General features: G+C 64.8%; 14 protein-coding genes. 2 read left to right on the top strand and 12 right to left on the bottom strand.

All coding sequences use genetic code 11. From position 1 onward, the window contains the following. Positions 1–33: 33 nt before the first annotated feature. The 3 genes from QXK92_RS33065 to QXK92_RS33055 form a co-directional block, all read right to left on the bottom strand. A complete protein-coding gene (locus QXK92_RS33065) occupies positions 34–330 on the bottom strand; it encodes a DUF1490 family protein (protein ID WP_047316153.1) in 297 nt (98 codons plus the stop codon). Positions 331–455: 125 nt separating this feature from the next. Continuing rightward, on the bottom strand, positions 456–1,133 hold the full coding sequence (locus QXK92_RS33060) for an ATP-binding cassette domain-containing protein (RefSeq protein ID WP_065045565.1): 678 nt from the start codon (positions 1,131–1,133) through the stop codon (positions 456–458). Between the two features lie 551 nt (positions 1,134–1,684). Next, positions 1,685–1,897 carry a hypothetical protein gene (locus QXK92_RS33055; RefSeq protein WP_136623050.1) on the bottom strand — a complete coding sequence of 71 codons (213 nt, stop codon included), beginning with the start codon at positions 1,895–1,897 and terminating at the stop codon, positions 1,685–1,687. Positions 1,898–1,994: 97 nt separating this feature from the next. On the opposite strand from QXK92_RS33055, the gene QXK92_RS33050 reads away from it, so the two are divergent. Beyond that, positions 1,995–2,219 (top strand): GNAT family N-acetyltransferase, encoded by a 225-nt coding sequence (locus QXK92_RS33050; protein WP_047316152.1) that lies wholly within the window; start codon positions 1,995–1,997, stop codon positions 2,217–2,219. Positions 2,220–2,236: 17 nt separating this feature from the next. Here QXK92_RS33050 and QXK92_RS33045 read toward each other — a convergent pair whose 3' ends face one another. The 4 genes from QXK92_RS33045 to QXK92_RS33030 are packed head-to-tail and all read right to left on the bottom strand — an operon-like array spanning position 2,237 to position 7,225. After that, positions 2,237–3,406, bottom strand: a complete 1,170-nt coding sequence (locus tag QXK92_RS33045) for a TniQ family protein (protein WP_052915561.1) — start codon at positions 3,404–3,406, stop codon at positions 2,237–2,239. Positions 3,407–3,408: 2 nt separating this feature from the next. Further along, positions 3,409–4,461, bottom strand: coding sequence for an AAA family ATPase (locus QXK92_RS33040; RefSeq protein ID WP_065045566.1), 1,053 nt, complete (start codon positions 4,459–4,461; stop codon positions 3,409–3,411). After that, a complete protein-coding gene (locus tag QXK92_RS33035; RefSeq protein ID WP_047316151.1) occupies positions 4,455–6,473 on the bottom strand; it encodes a Mu transposase C-terminal domain-containing protein in 2,019 nt (672 codons plus the stop codon). The genes QXK92_RS33040 and QXK92_RS33035 overlap by 7 nt, the downstream gene beginning before the upstream one ends. Beyond that, the gene (locus QXK92_RS33030) at positions 6,470–7,225 is read right to left on the bottom strand and encodes a TnsA-like heteromeric transposase endonuclease subunit (RefSeq protein ID WP_232004265.1); all 756 of its coding nucleotides are present in this window, start codon (positions 7,223–7,225) and stop codon (positions 6,470–6,472) included. Before QXK92_RS33030 ends, QXK92_RS33035 begins: the two co-directional genes overlap by 4 nt. A 294-nt stretch (positions 7,226–7,519) precedes the next feature. On the opposite strand from QXK92_RS33030, the gene mobF reads away from it, so the two are divergent. Beyond that, entirely contained in the window at positions 7,520–13,420 is a 5,901-nt protein-coding gene (gene mobF / locus QXK92_RS33025) for a MobF family relaxase (RefSeq protein WP_306248934.1), read from the top strand. A gap of 25 nt (positions 13,421–13,445) precedes the next feature. Here mobF and QXK92_RS33020 read toward each other — a convergent pair whose 3' ends face one another. From QXK92_RS33020 to QXK92_RS33000, 5 genes are all read right to left on the bottom strand, one after another. Beyond that, entirely contained in the window at positions 13,446–14,774 is a 1,329-nt protein-coding gene (locus QXK92_RS33020) for a PPE domain-containing protein (RefSeq protein ID WP_306248932.1), read from the bottom strand. A gap of 383 nt (positions 14,775–15,157) precedes the next feature. Continuing rightward, a complete protein-coding gene (locus QXK92_RS33015; RefSeq protein ID WP_306248930.1) occupies positions 15,158–16,051 on the bottom strand; it encodes a DUF2637 domain-containing protein in 894 nt (297 codons plus the stop codon). Between the two features lie 42 nt (positions 16,052–16,093). Continuing rightward, on the bottom strand, positions 16,094–16,474 hold the full coding sequence (locus QXK92_RS33010; protein ID WP_306248928.1) for a hypothetical protein: 381 nt from the start codon (positions 16,472–16,474) through the stop codon (positions 16,094–16,096). Continuing rightward, positions 16,471–17,232, bottom strand: coding sequence for a hypothetical protein (locus tag QXK92_RS33005; protein WP_306248925.1), 762 nt, complete (start codon positions 17,230–17,232; stop codon positions 16,471–16,473). The genes QXK92_RS33010 and QXK92_RS33005 overlap by 4 nt, the downstream gene beginning before the upstream one ends. After that, positions 17,229–17,996 (bottom strand): DUF4326 domain-containing protein, encoded by a 768-nt coding sequence (locus QXK92_RS33000; protein ID WP_306248923.1) that lies wholly within the window; start codon positions 17,994–17,996, stop codon positions 17,229–17,231. Before QXK92_RS33000 ends, QXK92_RS33005 begins: the two co-directional genes overlap by 4 nt. Between the last annotated feature and the right edge of the window lie 42 nt (positions 17,997–18,038).

Raw genomic sequence — 18,038 nt, 5'->3', positions numbered from 1 at the left:
GCAGCCGAGACGACAGTCGGTCGAACGCCGGCATCAGCGCACGGCATCATCAGTCTCCGCGAGTTCATCTGCGGACTGGGCCGCCGGCGGCGAAGTCTCCTTCCCCACGCGCTCCGCAGCCTCGGCGACCACGTCGGCGACCGCCAAGCGCGCTCGCTCGGCGCCTTCCTCCGCCTCACGTGCGACGCGAAGACCCCACGCCGTCACGGAAACGGTTGCTGCTCGCAGTGGCTTCTTCGCCACCTTGCGTAGCCCGTCATACGCAACCGCCCCGACCACACCAGTGACCACCGTGGGTGCCGCCTTTGCCAATACCCCATGCCACACCATCGCGAAAACTCCCTTCAACTTGTTTTACGGATCATTTCCAACTTTTCACACCGTGTCAGCCTGCACACGGGACGTGACGTCCTTTGACCGCCACCCCTGAAAGTCGTCGTCGACGCTTGCGATACTCATCGCGAACTCGTACCGAGATCAAAGCCGTCGTGTCGCGAGCCCGTGACAAGGCGACCACGTTCGAGGAATAAGACCTGCGCGGCGATATTTTCGACCAAGCCGCGGTCATGGCTGACCAAGACCACGGTTCCGCCTTCGCTCACGTAGTCGCTCACCAACGCGCCGATCACCCCGGCCGAGGCCTCGTCGAGCGCCGACGTCGGCTCGTCGAGAAGCAGCGTAGTGGGTTCAACAGCCAACGCCCGCGCCAGGCACAGCCGTTGCACCTCCCCACCCGACAGCTCCGCGGTCGCGCGCATCGTGAATTCCGGCGGCAGCCCCACGCGCTCGAGCAACTCGACCGCTCCCGCTTCGCGCAAGTCGCATCGGCCGACGCGGACCTCGTCCAGTACTCGGTCAGTCAGCAAGACCGGAGCCTGTGCCACCAGGCCTACACGCCGCCGCAAGGCCGAGACGTCTAGTTCGGCGATGGGCACACCGTCTAACGTGATCCGCCCGGTCGTGGGTTCAGCAAGCCGGTTCAGCAGTCGCAGCAGTGTCGATTTCCCGGCCCCGCTGGCACCCATCACAGCGGTGCAGCGGCCGGCCGGGATACTCATGCTGACCTGCGACAACAGCGTCGCCGTGCCGCGACTCACCGTGACCTGATCCAGGCAGAAACCCTCAATGAGCATCAGCCGTCCATCATCATCCGCGCAGACGCAGCACTGATGCACACCGCGCCGAAAGGAGTGACTTAGTCGCCGCGGCTCCGCTTTGTAAGCACGGCGGCCATTCTAGGCCGGCCTCGGTCGTCCTTAACGTGGCCATCGCGATGGTGTTGTCGCTGCAACTCAACGTCGCGGTGGACCGAGCGCCGCCAGCAGGCTCAACGGTCCGTCCCAGAAAGCGTTCCGCCACTGCGTATTTGCATACGCCAATGTACACATTTGGCACCCTCAGCTAGTCGGCGTGACTGTCACTTCAGGCAATAGTAGGAATCGCGCGCTGAGAGATTGCTGAGATTGCTTTGCCTGGTTATTCAGGATCACGCCGGTCGAACGCCAGCGCGTCATCGACGACCCTGCAGCGCACAGTTCCATGAGTCTGACAAGTTGATCTCCACCGTCGGAGGAACCGTCGCCGGCGGCAATCGGGGTCGCTGATCGGTCTAGGAATTGAAGTACAGCAACGTCCGATCGGTTGAGTCTCCCAGGGCATCAGGCCGTAAGCTCCGCTGAGATCATCAGTCGCCCTGCTGGCGGTCGGCCGCCTTGCGGTCGAGCTTCGTGAAATGCCAACGGGTACCCGGGTAACCCGACTCACTGTGTGCGCCGTGAAGATTGATCATCCGCTCGGCAACTGCGGTCGGTGTGCGCTTTAGGTAGCGTGCAAGGTCCTCCACGAGGAGGAGATGCTCTCGCCTGCAGGGGTCGTGCCGATCATCGCCGAAGATCACAGCGGCACACCTATTGGTGCGGTGTGGACCTATCACGGCAGCCCGCCGTTGCGCTGTGACGCGGCGGGCGTGCCGCTGCCCGTACTGTGCATAGCCGTTGCACCAGAGCATCGCAGGGCCGGCTATCGGCGGCCTGCTGCTCGACGCGCTCTTTGTCGATCTTGCGACGGATCACGACACGATGTGCACCAACGTCCACGTCCGCAATCCGGCCAAGCGTCTCTACGAACGCAAAGGATTTCGCGCCGTCGGCCAAGGTAATGGCCCGCTAGGGCTCGCGTTGGTCAAAGACCTCCGATCAATTGCTATCACCGATTCCTGACCACATGACCCGGACCATCAACTGGGGTCGGGCCAGTTCTCTTTTGCATTTTCGTTGTGCTGCCGTTCGTAATCTCGCGCACGGATGCCGCCGTAGTCGAACAGCGAGGAGCTGGCCGAGATCGTCGCGGTGATGCCGTCCATCTTCGTTGCCCACTCGCGGGCGAGAACGGGTCGGATGTGGCGGTGGTGCAGGATGCTGCTGCCGCCGTACCGGTTGGCCGCGAACCAGCGTGCGCCGCGTTGGGTGCGCGCAAGGCTAGCGTTGTTGGGTTTGGCTGGCCGGCTCGCTGCGTACTCGCGGGTTTCGGGGAAAGTCTTGTCCGGCCGGCTGGGGGGCCGATGGCTGTCGAAGATCATCCAGTGCCGGATCGCGTCGGCGCGTTCGCTACCGGGGTCGGGGACGACTCGCCCGACACGGCGACACGATTCGGACAGGAACACGCGCTGCTCGTCGGTGTCGCCGTGGGCGAGGTGCCGCCAAGTCGGGGAGGCGATCAGCGCGGCGAAGCTGACGGCTTCGGGATAGACGGCGGCGAACAGCAGCGAGGTGCTGTAGGCGGTGGTCACGGTTCCGGGCGGGATCAGCCACTCTGCCCGCCGTTCCCACTCGTGAACGGCCGCGGTCTGCTCGCGCTGCCCGTGGTTCCACAGGTGACCGCAGAGCAGGAACCCGGTCAGCACGGCATCGAACGCGGCAGCCGCGCCGTGGCGGGCCAGCAGCCGGTTGTGCCGGTGTTGGGCGGCCACGATCTGGTCGCCGACCAGATCGTGCAGTGGAGTGGGCGGTTGCCCGGCGTCGGGTGGGCCGATCCAGTAGCGATGCCGGGTGCAGACGTAGTAGTGATGTGGCAGCAGCCGTAGCACCGGTCCGCCGATGTGGCGGGCGTCGCAGCGCGGGCAGCCGGGCTGCGACTGGTGCCGCCAGGCCGTCCAGTCCAGTGCCGGGTCGCGCAGCTCGGGCAGCGCCAGGGCCAGGTGCTCGACAGGGCGGCCGGTGACGACCGCGAGCCGGTCGGCCACCACCCGGCCCCGCTTCCGGGCGGGTTGGTCTGCGGGTGTGTTGGTGCTGAGGTGTTCGAAGAGTTCACCCTCTGGTAGGCCGTGCAGGAGCGTGAGTCGGGTCAGGTAGGACGGCACGATCTCGTGGCGGGCCGGTCCGGCCGGGATCGGCAGGCGGGCCAGCACCCTCAGCCGATCGCCCGACGCGAACGATCCGCGGCAGCGGTCCGTTCGGCAGCGTGATCGACCGGGACGATATCGAGCAGCGCGCGGGTGAGCTTTTCGGTGCCGTCCTCGATGGCCAGGATCGCTGCGCCGCGGACCAGGTGCGACAGGCTGCCGATCATGCCGCCGCTGCGCCGGTAGAGGTATTCGTCCAGCGCGACCAGGGAGCCGATCTTGTGCCGGTGCAGCCGCAGGGTGGATTCCAGCGTGGCGATCAGCGCCCGCCACTGCTCACGCTGTTCGCCGGTGCCGTAGGCGAACGCGGTCGCCGGGATCACGGTGAACCGGCCGGCGATCTGGCGGCCCCGGACCCCGGTGAACAACCCGGCCGCTTCGACGTCGATGCCGGCATAGACGAACGTCGCGGGCAGCCGCTCGGCGAAGTATTTCAACTGATCCGAGACCTCGGCCCCGGCGCGAGTGGCCAGGTTCAGGTTGTGCAGCTCGTCGACTAGCACCAGCTCGACACCGGTGCGGGCGGCGGTGTGGCAGACCGCGTCCACGATGTCGGTGATGTTGACCCGGCCGGTGAACGACAGTCCGAGGAACCGGGCGAACTCCATCGCCAGCATCCGCGCGGTCGAGGTCGGCGGGACGGTCACGTAGAGCACCGGCAGCCGATGTGCATCATGTGGGAACCGGCGGCGGATATGGCGTTCGTGGGTGCGGCCCAACAGCGTGAGCGCGGTCGTCTTGCCGGTGCCCGACTCCCCCGACACGATCAAACCCCGCCGGGCAGAGACCTGGTTTCGGTTCAACTGCAGCATTAGCCGCGCCGTGGAGATCACCTTCTGGATCGTCGGGGTGTTCGCCAACGGCAAGTCCGCGTGATAGGCCCGCCGCGTCTCATTGACCATGTCTCGCTCGGCTTCGGTGAGCAGGTCTAGCGTCGCCGGGTTGTGCCCCTCCGGCGCGATCGGTTGGCGGTCCACGAACCGCCGCCATCCCTCTTTAGTCGTTAGCGGCTCGTCCGCCCCGAACTTGGCCTCGGCGTCGCCGTTGCTTTGGTTCACCATTTGTCGGCTTCGGCGTCGGCATCGAAGACCCCGAACGGGATCAACGCCGCCAAGGGCTCAGCGGTCGACTCGGGTTCGGGCTCGGGGCGGTCGGGCAGCGGGATAAGCGAACTGGCGACACCGGTCAGACGGGTGCGTGCGGCGACCCTGTCGGTGCGCTTGTCGACCGGCCCGGCCGCCGCCCGGGTCAGCAGGTCGTCCAGCACACGGGCGACCTGGGTCTCGTTGCTGGCATCACCGCCGCGCTGCGCGGTCAGGGTACGGGCGTGGCGCCAGGTGAATTCCGCGAAGGGCGCGGTCACCATCGGCAGATGGGTCCAGGGGACGGTGAGCCATCCCTCGCGCGTGCGCACAAACACCCGGGTGGCGTCGTAGGGGTCGTAGTGGACCTCCCAGAGCCCGCGCCGCGCGGTGACACCGGAGTGCTGAAGGCGCAGCGGCCCGAGTTCGGGGCAGTCGTAGGTGCGGTAGTCGATTTTGATGCCGTAGGCGTTGATCTGCCGCCAGGTCACCGGCAGCAGTTCCAAGTAGTCTTCCCCGGTCAGGGTCAGCGGTAGATACCCGGCGGCGGCGACCAGCGCGGTGTACTTCTCATTCGGACTGAGCATCCGCCGCGGTGCCAGTGGGTCGCGTAGCGCGTCGTGTGGCCGGGTTTGCCAGCCGGCCAGCAGCCACTCATCGAGCAGGTCCTGCAACTCGACCAGAGTCCACGTCCCCGCCACGTCTGCCCCCCGCCGGGTCGCGTTCGCGCCGGTGTAGGAGGCGACGTGCTGACAGAACAGCGTGTTGATCGAGCCGAACGTGGCCTCCACGATCGCCTTGTCGGTTGGCGTGTGGGGCCGGGCCTGCTGCACCGAGATCCCCAACCGCTCACATGCCCTGGTGAACGTGTCCGAGACGAACACCTTCCCGCCGTCAATGGTGATCGTGTCCGGCACGATCACCGGCCTGGCCGCCGCCAGCTCCATCCGCATGTCGATGTCCAGCAACCGGGCGTGCGGCATTACCGACGCCGACATCCGCAACGCCTGACTCCAGCCGGGCCGCATCGGCTCAGGCACCAGCATCCGCGCCAGCAGCAACGCGGCATCCACCGCTTTCGTCCCGACCGGTCGCAGGACCGCCGCGCAGATCGTGCGTGTGGCCACATCCACCACGATCGTTAAGTCCGCGCGTGCCGGTGTGCCGTCATCCAGCAGCACCAGCACGTCGATCGGGGTCGAGTCGATCTGCACTTGCTCACCCGGCCTCGCAGCGAAACTCGGCGTGAACATCCCCGACGGGCGGTTCGCCGTCTGCCTCCGCGTGACCGCCGACCCGAAACTGTGCCGGCCAGTGGCCAACGCCTCAATGAGCCGATAGAACGCCGAGCGCCCCGGCAGCGGCACCACCCCCGGCCCATGCTCAGACTCCAGTTGCGCAACGACCCGGCGCATCAGCCGCGTCCGCGTGCCGGTTGAGGTATGAGTCTCGGCGTCCAGCGCCTCGCGCACAGCTGCGACCAACCGCGCGTCGGCGCGTCCAGTGACCGCCACCTGGCGTGCACCGCGTTGATCAACCAGACCCCACAAACCCTGCCGTGCATACCGCGCGCGGCGAGAGTGCACCGTGCGCACGCTCACACCCAATTCGGCCGCCTTCTTCTCGGCCCGCTGGCTGACCGTGGTCAACGCCGGGTCATATCCGCCGCGGAACACCGCGCCCGGCTCTGCTCCCGGCGGCAATCCGGTCTCGACCTCGACCACATGCCGTTCCCACTCACGCGCCGCATCGACGATTTCGGTTGGCAGGCCGTCCAGCAGCCCGAACGGCTCCAACCCGACCGGGTCGTCGTGGCCCAGCAGCGCGAACGCCGCAGAGGACAACAGATGCGATACCAGCACGACCTGCTCGACACCTTCACCCGAGCGCAGCCGGACCGCGGTGCCGACCAGCCCGAGCACCTGGTGCTCGCCCCCGTCGAACTCCACCCGATCGCCGGGGCGCAGTACCGCCGGTCGTGCCGCCGTCAAGGAGCAACCCCGAACGCGACGAGCGTCGCCTCACCCAGCGGCCGACTTAAGTCCGCGCTCAACACCTGCCGCCACAGAAGATGGAACAACGCAGGCAACACTGCGATCGGATCACCGACCGCCTCGGCACCGGCCAGCAGCGGTGTCGGCGTCGCGAACACATCCATCAGCGAGACCCCGACGGCCGGGACGTCGTTGCGCGGGTGACGGTAACCCGACAGCCAACGCAGGTTGCCCACCAGCACCGGGTCCAAGCCGGCGACCAGTCGATACTCCCAACGCAGCCGGGCGCACGCATGCCCCGTCACTGCGAACTTGGCTAGGTCCTGCGGCCGGCGTCGCTCGACCGGGCGGCAGTCGACCACCAGCGCGGTGCCGTCGATGCGGCGGGCGAACAAGTCTGGCGCGTGCCTTGTCCGCGTCCCCGCCTCGTTCGGCCAGGACAGCCAGAACGGTTGCGCCGCGATGCCGACCACCGCTGGATCGAAGTCCAGCAGCATCACGTGGTCGCGCTCCAGCCACGACTCGAATCCGACGTGGCCGCCGGTCGTCGCGCACCACCACCGGCCACCCAGGTGTCGCTGCCCCTTTCGGGGCGTGAACCGCCGCACCGGCACCCCATCCTCGAAACCCACAACCGCGGCTGCGTCGAGCGCCAGCCGCCGCCGATCGCCGTCGGCGGTCACCCAATCGACCTCAACACTGCCCGTCTTGATCACCATCCCGGCCGCCTCGGCCAGCGCCGCTGTCACGGCAAACATGCTTCCCGATCACGGGACCGCAGTACCGCAGCGACTCGCACCCGAGTGCAAGCTTTACCCGGACACTGCAACGTCCACTGCAGCCTTCACCGAAACACTGCAGCCTTCACCCGTACGGGACATCCCGTGTCCGTCACCACCAGCCATCAGACTGGCCCCTCCCTGGCACCACACACCTCATGCACTTAGGTCACGTTTGGGTGACACTCGCTCGCGCACACTGATTTCCAGGATCGCTGGAGGCGTACGGAGATCGAGTTAGGGTCGCCGCGTGATCCGGCGATGATGAGTTTGCACAAGCTCACCGCGGGCGATGGATACCTTTATCTGATCCGCCAAGTTGCGGCCCAAGATGCCGACAAACGAGGACGCGGATCCCTCAGCGACTACTACACGGATAAGGGTGAGTCCCCGGGTCGTTGGGTCGGGCGCGGGCTGTCCGGGCTCGCGGAGCCGGCAGGGCGGGTGCTGCTGACCGATCATGAGCGGGCGCAGTGGAACATCGCGTCCGGTTCGCAGGTCACCGAAGGCCAAATGAAGGCCCTCTTCGGTCTGGGATTACACCCCAACGCGGGTGTAATCGCCGAGCACCTGATTCTGCAAGGCGCGAGCAAAGCTGCAGCCAAAGCCGCCGTCAGCCTTGGTCGTCCGTTCCTGATCAACGACGCCTCAACCGAGCTGGGGCGGCGTCTGGCGGTGGCCTATCGCGACCACAACCTCAGCAACAGCCTGCCGTGGAATACGCCGATCGAAGAGACCCTGCGCGCACAGATGCGTACCGACATCGCTCGGGACCTCTTCGCCCGAGAATATGGACGGGCTCCGTTGGATGGGCGGGAGCTAACCGGTTTTGTCGCCGCGCAGTCGCGCGATCAGACCACCTCCACCGCCGGGTACGACCTAACCTTTAGCCCGGTAAAGAGCTTCTCAGTCCTGTGGGCACTGGCCCCCACAGAGCTATCCAAAATCCTTGAGGAATGCCACAATCTGGCCGTTTCTGACACTTTGGACTACCTGCAAGACAACGCTGCGTTTACGCGAATGGGCACCGGCGGAGTCGCTCAAGTGGACAGCGACGGCTTCATCGCGGCCCAATTCACCCACCGCGATAGCCGCGCTGGGGACCCTGACCTACACACCCACGTCGCGATCAGCGCCAAGGTTCGCGCCAGCGGGCCCGACGGCATTAGCCGTTGGCTGGCATTAGATGGCCGCCCAGTCTTCAAGAACAATGTTGCGGCCTCGGAGTTTTACAACACACGCCTAGAGGCGTACGCAATGGAGAAGGCGGCGCTGGCGTTCGAGGAGCGCCAGCCTGCTGAGCGAGGCAAGCGTGCGGTCCGCGAGGTGGTCGGTGTTCCCCAGGAGTTGTGTGAGGAATTCTCATCGCGGCGGGTGATGATCAACCACCGATATACAGATCTAGCTAAGCAGTTTCAGCGCGACCACGGCCGAGAACCCACCACCGCTGAGGCCATCGCGCTACGTGAACGCGCGAACCTAGAAACCCGCACGGCCAAGCATGAGCCCCGCTCACTGGCAGAGCAGCGCCAGGCGTGGCGCACCCAAGCAATCGAACACCTGGGCAGCCCGCACGCCCTTTCAGCCATGCTGGCCAACGTTCGCTTGCCACGACACCAGCACCCTGCGAAGTGCTCCGATGAGTGGATCGCCGAACAAGCACGCGTGGTCGTCGAAACGGTCTCTCAGGCGCGCTCGAGCTGGCAACGCATTCACATCTACGCCGAGGCTCAGCGCCGCGTACGGGCCTCTGGTCTGGCCACCCAACGCGACTTGGCCGACATCATCACCGCGGCCGCGCTCTCAGAGCCGCTCAGTCGAGCATATGCCCGCGTCGCCGACAACGACCTGGGCGAACCCGGTCAGCTGCGCCGCCGTGACGGGGCCAGCATCTACACCACCCACGGCACGCAACTGTTCACCAGCGGCGAAATCCTCGCTGCAGAAAAGCGTGTCTTAGATGCGGCAGGACGTACTGACGGACGCCGCGCCACGCAGGCCGACGTTGACCTTGCGTTGATGGCAGAAAAGGCCATCCAGGGCCGCGTCCTCAACCCCGGGCAAGAAGCCGTTGTGCGCGAGATGGCCTGCTCAGGCGTGCGGGTCCAACTCGCATTGGCTCCCGCCGGCTCCGGCAAAACGACAGCGATGTCGGCGTTGACGCGAGCATGGGAAGAGTCGGGCGGCTGTGTCCTTGGCTTATCTCCCGGAGCCAGCCAAGCGCAGTTGTTGCGTAACGACATCGGCACCGACACCGACACCGTCGACAAATTTCTTTGGCTGCACAACAACCCCGACGCAACGAATGATCCCGCGCGGGGGTGGTTCGATGCGATCGACGAGAACACGCTGATCATCATCGATGAAGCTGGCAAAGCCAGCACCCTTCAGCTCGCTGGCGTCATCGCCATCGCGACAGCCCGCGGGGCCAGCGTGCGACTCGTCGGCGATGACCGCCAACTGGCGTCGGTGTCGGCCGGCGGCGTTCTGCGCGATATCGAACACACCTATGGGGCGCTCAATCTGACAGAAGTGGTGAGGTTCACTTCGCGCGCTGAAGCCCAAGCGGGCCTGGGACTCCGCGTCGGTGACCCTGCCGCACTGGCGTTTTACGCCGACAAACAGCGTATTCACGTCGGCTCCGACGACACTGTTATCGACATGGTGTACCAGCGGTGGGCCGCTGATCACGCCCGCGGTTACGACACGACGATGCTGGCGCCAACTAACTCCATTGTCGCCGAACTTAACCAGCGCGCCCGCTTACAGCGACTGGAAACCATTGCCCGTGACGCCAGTAGCGTTATGCGCTCGGCGAATTCGTTGCAAGCTATCCTCTCCGACGGCTTATGCGCCTCAGTCGGTGACACCATCGCCACCCGTCGCAACAACCGCAGCCTGCGCATCGGCGGCGGGCGCGACTTCGTGCGCAACGGCTACCGCTGGCGCGTGGAAATGGTCACCCACGACGGCACTCTTAGCGTTGCCCGACTGGACACCGGACAAAAGGCGACGCTGCCGCCCTGGTATGTCCGCAATTACGTAACGCTGGGATACGCCTCCACCATCGACGCGTCGCAGGGCATGACCATCGGCAACAGAAAAACACCTGGGACGTGCCATGTGATGGGCTCTGACCAACTCACGCGCCAGCAGCTCTACACCGCAATGTCACGAGCCACCGATGAAAATCACGTCTACCTGGCCACCGCCGAAACCGACGCTCACCGCATCCTGAGCCCGAAGGCCACCCACCCACAAACTGCCCTGGATGTTCTTGAGCGCGTCTTGGCCCGCGACGGATCCCAACGCTCCGCCACCACCGAGCAACGCGACGCCGAAGACCCACGCCAACGGCTCGCGCACGCCGCCCGCTCCTACGTCCATGCCATCGGCGCGCTTGCCGAAGACCGCCTCGGCACCGCAGCAATGGCCGCGATCGACACCGGCGCCGCAAACGTTTACCCCCAGCTGACTGAAATGCCCGCTTGGCCAACACTGCGCATGCACTTGGCGCTGCTGGCCATCAACGGTCATGACCCCATCAGTCTTCTCACCGAGGCCGCCGCTCGGCGAGAACTGCACACGACGGCAGATCCCGCCGCGACACTGGACTGGCGCCTCGACGAGACCGGCGAACACTCAACAGGCAACGGGCCGCTGCGCTGGCTTCCCGCAATCCCCGCCGCGCTCAATGCCAACCCCGACTGGGCGCGCTACCTCCAGGCCCGCCATGACCTCGTCGTCGACCTCGCCCAATCGATACGCCAGATTGCAGCAGACTGGGATACCGTCAGCGCCCCGCGATGGGCTCGGCCACTCCTTAACGGAACCCCCGGCATCCGCGCTGAGATTGCCGTATTCCGCGCCGCCCACGACATCTGCGACGCCGATACCCGCTTGACAGGGCCGGAGCAATACGCCGTGCGGGACCGCCGGACTCAACAGCTCCTGGAAAAGCTCGCCGACAAACACCTCGGCCGCCGCGACCCCGACACCCGCCGGTTCAACAGCATCGTCGATGACATCGACCCTCGCGTGCGCCGCGACCCGTACTGGCCCCAGCTGGCTGCACATCTGGCCCAGGTCATGAGAACCGGGGTAGACCTGCACCAGCTACTTGCCGATGCCGCCGCCGAGGGCCCCCTACCCGACCAAATGCCCGGTGCAGCGCTCTGGTGGCGCCTGGCTGGTCGGATCCAACCCGCAGCCCTGGACACGGCAATGCCGATGTTGCGTCCGACCTGGTTGCCCGACCTGCACCACGAATTCGGCACCGCCACCGCCGAAACCATCGCTGCCGACCCCGCATTCGCCAGGCTGGTCGCCGCCATCGCCAGCGCCGACCCGGCGCGCTGGACACCGCTGCAACTGCTGCAGGTAGCCCACGAACATCTCCGCGACGTCGAGGACCCCAACGACCCCCTACGTCCAGAGGAATACGCACAACTACTCACATACTCCATCGACCTATTCACCTGCGACTCCCCCTACGACCATCTCGACATTCCGGTGCCCAGCGATGTCCCAATGACACCCGAGGAAGCCGAACAACTTCGCCATCACGTCCCTGATCCCCATATTCCGGGGCACACCCTCACCGACGACGCCATGCTGGAAATGTTGGGACTCGGCTACGGCGCCACCCTCATCGCACCCGACGAGAGCAGCACCCTGCCACCAGACCCCCAACTGCTCGACACCTACAGCGACGGCACCCTGGGCTTTGACGACCTGCTCACGCAGCGGCCGCTCACCCAACCGGTTGGCCCCGCGCTGGCCAACGTCACACAGCTGCGCGCCCAGTACCACGACAGCACCAACGCACTTCACACGCTGCAAAGCCAGATCGCCTGCGGACAAGGACCCGCACTGCGCGCCGCCGACCAACACCTTCTCGAACTGCGCGTACGCGCCGAGCGCGACCGCCCCTACAGGCTGGCCATCCACGACATCCTCGCCCGCTGGGCAGACGCCGAAACCAGCTACGAAAACGGTCTCGAGTACCTGCACTGGAGCCAACATCAACTCGATGCCGCGCTCAACGATCCCGACAGCGACCCGCTCGACATCGCGTCGGCACGAGCCGGCGTCCACCTGGCCACGCTCGCCGTACCCGCCACCACGCCCGCCGAACAATTCCGTGATGAACTCGCCGCAGCTATCGCCCGACGCGTTGCGGCCGCTGACGATCCCAACCGCATCATCACCGACGATGACGTCGAGGACGCACGTCGGAGCGCCCTCGACGAGGATCTGCGTGCTCTGGCAACCGCACGCGCGCGCCGCGACCACATCAGGCAGGACCTCGATCGTGCGGAAGCGGCCACCGCCAGGGCATTCGCTGAAGCCCAAACCCGCAGCGCCGCACACGTGATCGACAACATCGAGGCCTTGCACACCGAATTGGACATGCTTCGCGTCGCAGGCGACTACCACATCGAACGTGGGTTCGCTCTTCCCGCCGCCGCCACCGACGATTTGCCCGACCTGACCGCGCGCGCCATCAACAACGTGGCCAACGGCGGATTTACCGTGACCGCCCTATACGGCGAAGATGACGACGTAGCGCTACGCGCGATGGCAATTCTGCGTGATGCAGCGCAATCTCACGACCACCGCATCCTGTGGTGCTACACCGGTGACGACCGCAGATCACAACTGAATGACGCCGGCGTCGCCGACACGATCCTGCACCTTGACCAAGCCCATGAACAGATCGCAACCGGCGAACTGACCATCAACACATCCACCACCATTATCGTCGACCGCGCCGCGACAGCCGATCCCGCCGTCCTAGCCGACCTCGCCGAACATGCCCAAGCACATCGGGCGAGAGTCTTGTTGCTCGACGACGGCAACCGCGGATGGCCACCACCCCCGTCGGCGCCCCTGCTCACCCTTCTACAACACGACCTGCCATGGTCGGAGGTCCTCAGCGTCGCCTCTGCCACACCAGCCAGACTTGCGCACCCACAACCCGATCTAGATCCGGTTCTCGACCAAGCGGACCGTTGCTCGCAGCAGCTGCTGACCCCGGAGGTCGCCGCCGCCGTCGAGGAACGCCGCCAACTGCGCCGCCAACACGCCAGCACTCACCGGGTGAATTCAGCACTCGTAAACGGCAACCCCGCACTCAACCGCGACACCGGGCGAGAGCGCTGAGAAGCGGAGAAACACTCTCAACCCATCACGACGGAAACGTCCGGTTGGGATCCAACTTGGTGAAAGGATCAACAGTTAGATCCTTGCTTGGTAGATACATGCCCGACCCGGGGAGGTATTCCTGGTAGAACGGCGGTGGTAATTCCCCAGGCTTAACCACGATTCGATCGGGAAAACTCTCCTGTGGTACCCAAACACCCGAGTGTGGAGCCAACTCGATGTAGTGATTTGGCGAATCGCCGCCGCCGTAATAACCCGGTGGTCCCAGTTCACCGGGTTTAAGGACTACCACGCCAGGAAGCTCATCCGCCCGTACAAACTGGCCGGATCCAGGTCCGATCTCAATCCACGTCGGACTATCAACCCAGTTGGAGGGCGGACGCCCGCCAGGGCCGGCGTTATAGGGGATGTGGCGGCGATCGCCAGGTTTCCATGGTCCTGAATTCAGCGGCACTGCCGGCCCGCTACCAGTGATCGCGGGCGCGTCCTTGACCTCACCGATCCCGAAAGAGGCAGAAGTCACGTGCGCGTGATAGTCCAATGCTGCCTGGGTAGCTTCTGCCTGCAAGTTGGCATAGCGCTGGGTGAAATGCTGGACCTCTGCAGCGTTGGCGCCCTTGGTGGCCCTGAAACGTTGCACTGCCTGTTGCAGCTGTTTGCGGGTTTGAGTGAATTCCTCGGGACCAGGAGTTGAGCTCCGGGCGGTATCGAAGCCCGCTGCGACACTGCGTGCATACCCGGCAAGGTCGTGGGCGTGCTGGCTCATCTCAGCGACCCAGTAGCCGTGGCGTTGTGTGTTTACACCAGCTTGCTGCTGCCCCCGATCCCAGCTGTCGTTGATGGACCCGGCCACGCCGTTCAGCGTTTCAGCGAGGGCCTGCAAGTGTTCGCCGTAATTCGACCAAGCATCGGCGAACTCACGCACACTGCCTGCGCCGGGGCCTGCGTAGAGAAGCTTTGCATGGGCCTCCCCTGGCAGGGGTGTCAGTGCCCCTGGTATAGCCGGGATGGCGGGCGGCGCCGGCGCGGGCACCGTGGGCACGCTCATCAGTGCACCTGCAAGCTCACCAACCGGCGCTCCGTTGGTGATTGCTGCCGCGTTAGCGTCGTCTTGGCCGGACAAAGTCATGGCCGTATGGATGACGGCCTGGGCGCCGAGTTCACGAAGAATGCTGCCGTGGTCTAAACGTGCAGCCAGGGCCCGCGACAGCGCGTTTAGGCTCTCAGCTGCACTGACCGAGGTCAGGTCCTCCCCCGGAGGAACCGCGAGCGCCGGTGCGTACGCTTGGTTGGCAGCACCTAATTCCTTACCCGCGGCGGTCAATCCTTCTCGATTGACCTCGACGACCGCCATCGACGTCATCTCCTTCCTGTACCAGCACCTATCCGCAATCTGCGCTCACGCTTTCGGCGCGCCCAAGTGTGGCCCCACCAGTGAGCCGCACCAATGCCAGAAGGCCCGACTTCAACCCGTTGAGTCAAAACGAAAATTTTACTCAAAATCCGGGTTCATCACGAATCGTTATGTGATCGTCGGGAATACCGTGGTGACGACTAATACCTTTTCGTGCCTACACGTAGCGTCTAAGCGCAATATCCGCGCGGCCATCCTGAGCGATTGCATGCAAAGGTGTTGTCGGAACGTCGAACGATACGGCAGGGCGTAGAAGTGACGGTTTCTGGATGGATCGCGGCGTCGACTTGGCGACCCCCGCAGTTGGCCGCATACCGAATATCTCATGATGCGACGGATGCCAAATCTTGCTCATCGCGAAGTACACGAGCAGCCGCGGCCTGGATCTTTCCCACCGTGTGATGGCTCATGGCGAGATGGCGGCCGATCTCGCGGTTAGTCATCGTGCGCTCGAAGCTCAGGTACAGAACTTGGGCAACGTCACCGCAACCGGCATCTTTGAGAGAGATGTTTTCCAAGACTCGGGGTGCGACCTGGTGCCATCTGCTATCTGCGGGCACTGTGTAGGGATGTGGATCCGCCGAATCGCTGCGTGAATCGTCACACGGTACGAGCGCCTGATTGCACTGCACGGCTTCTTTAACGCTGGGCATCGGTTGACCGACCTCGGCGGCGGGCTCATCCGTGGCCATGACCGACGGCTGCGCCTGATCCTCAGTGGACCGTGGCAACAGCGGGTTCACGGCGTTGCGACGCTGCATCCGAGTCAAGAGCGTGAGGCCGTGGGTGGTCACCAGCAGCGCAGCAGGAGCTACCCCAGCCAGAAAGCCACGAAACCATGCGTTAAGAGGTTGATCTGCCGGCAAGATCGCGTGCAACGCATTGCAGGTGATGCTCACCGCCGCACCGCCGCCCAACACCCACCAAAAGAAGCGTCGGTCGTCGCGGTACTGGGGGTCGTCACCTGCCATGATCACCACCCCAAGGGTCGCCAGCAATATTGCACCGTCCACCATCAGCGGCCATAACCACGCTTGCCCGGCTGGGATGTGACCACGGGTGGCGAGGTCGCGGAGCGCTGTGAACGACAAGGCGAAACTGGCTGCTCCTACTCCGAAAGTGATTGTGACGGCGGTCAGACGCGTCAGGGTCACCGCCTGCCGACTCGCAGAAACCTCCACTGCCTTTGCCTCCTCATTGCCGGGGCTGCTGATCAATCGACGTCCTTGCGCCCGAAGTGACGACACTGACAGAACCGCCTAACCACGATCACCCTGGTCTGCGGGCAAGCCAGCTGAAGTCTCAGATACGACCAAGCTCCAACAGACGCGTTTACGTCCGTCATGCAGCGTGCGGCGGACGATTCTCTGCTGCTCGAGGCTGCGCAGGTGTCGGTAGATGCCGCTGTAGCCCTGAGAAGTACGTCGATACTGGACCACATGCCAACTCCCATGGCATTCAAGAACTTCGACATCTTTGTTGCCCCCGGCGTGCTGACAGAGCAGGGCGCAGGTGTCGTCAGTGCGTTCGACCCGCCAGGGCATGAGCGCTGCGAGTTCTGCCGTCGAAACGGGCCGGTGGGCCTTGCGTAGTTCGTTGAGCAGGGCTTCACGGAGGCGGATGGTGTCGGCTGTCGTCATCGCTCAGCCACGACCGTGGCGCCGCCTGGCTCCGACGAGCACTGAGGCCGCCCAGGCTGTCGGCGTCGCTTCAGCAGCTTCGAGCATCGAGGGATTAGCAGCGCCAGGCCGCGCTCACGGCTGCCCGGCGAGCCCGGCCGCGAAGACAACTCGCACAAGTATCTGCCTAGGCCGGGCCGATCGTCGGGAACGATAGCGGCCAACGCGATGGCCAGCGATTGCAGTTGATAGCGCGGCATATCCTGCAGCTCACGCCACACTGCAGCAGGGCATTGCTCCCCGTGAACATCAGCAACCAACTCTATTGCGCGACTATAGAGCTTCGCGGACTGTGACAATCGTGCATCGGTCACAGAAAACACCAGTGGAAGTTCACCTTGCCCGAGGAAATACCGAATCTGTTCTGCCACTTCCGAGTCACACCCAACGGCGCTGTCAAGAAGCAGTGCCGCCCTTACTATGGCTTCTTCACTCCAGTAATCTTGGCCGTCATGGCGTGGATGTCGAGGCTCCCACCCGTCGCGCAGCAGTTCTTCGCGGTAGTCGCGTAGCAGTGTTGTCAGGGGTCCACGGTCGATCTCAAAGAACGCTGCAACATCGACGATGGTCGGCTCGGCGGGAAGCCTGATATTTCGGTCAATGCATAGGTCATCGAGAACACCCACGCGTAGTGCAAGGGAATCGCGGCGCTTGCGGGCACGCCGACGCGCCAGGCGCTGAGCCTCCATCCGTAGCGCGTCGTCAAGGTTGTCTGTCATCTCGGCACGCTCGCAGACGGGGCAAAGGGTGCCAGAGCGCTGCGGCGCACAAGGACCGCCCATGATGTCGGGCGAAGACCCACAAAGCCGCGACCCCAGGTTCGGTCAGCTAGGCGATGCGGATGAGAGAACACCCAGTGATAAACCGTTGTCGCCGAGCGTGATTGCTGCTGACCCCAGGGCTGGCAGCATCCGTTGATGGCCGCGTGGACGTCGATCAGTGCGCTCGCGCCGAGCCAGCCCCGCTGCTCGGTGTGCCAGTCGGCGTCCAAGCCTGCATGTTGAGCTGCGCTGATCCCGACGTTGTCGATTCTCGTTCCGGCGTAGAGCAGCACTGGCCCTCGGTAGTCCGTGGACCAGGTTCGATTCTCAACGGTCTTGCCTCCCAGTTCTTCTGCAACCAACAGCAACGAAGCCCATGGCCGGCGAACGGTCAGCCCCATCGCGCGGCCACCACCCGTCATTCCTGACGGTGGGTTGGCGACATCAAGCAGAACATTGCGATGGCACGCCACGTCGTCCAACGCACATGTGCATGCAAGGTCTCGCCCCGCCAGCCCGCGCAGCTCCTTCAACAGGTCGCGCTGAGCCGCCAACCACACGCCGTAGCGGACCAGCGCACCCAAGCGATCTTGCTCAGGAACGTCGGACACTTCAAAGGGATTGCTGAATCGACTGGTAATCGATACTGCTGTCGAGCCCCCGGGGGCGTGCTCGCCGCAGCGATGCACTCGTGGCCGCGGGTCACGCCCGTGGTTCTCCATGGGGCTAAACCGGGTACTTGCCAATTCCGCTTAACCTCCTTC

It is taken from the genome of Mycobacterium sp. TY815, from assembly GCF_030755135.1.
Lineage (GTDB): Bacteria > Actinomycetota > Actinomycetes > Mycobacteriales > Mycobacteriaceae > Mycobacterium.
The sequence above is the reverse complement of the archived record's forward strand: the minus strand, read 5'-3'. Positions and strand labels throughout refer to the sequence as shown.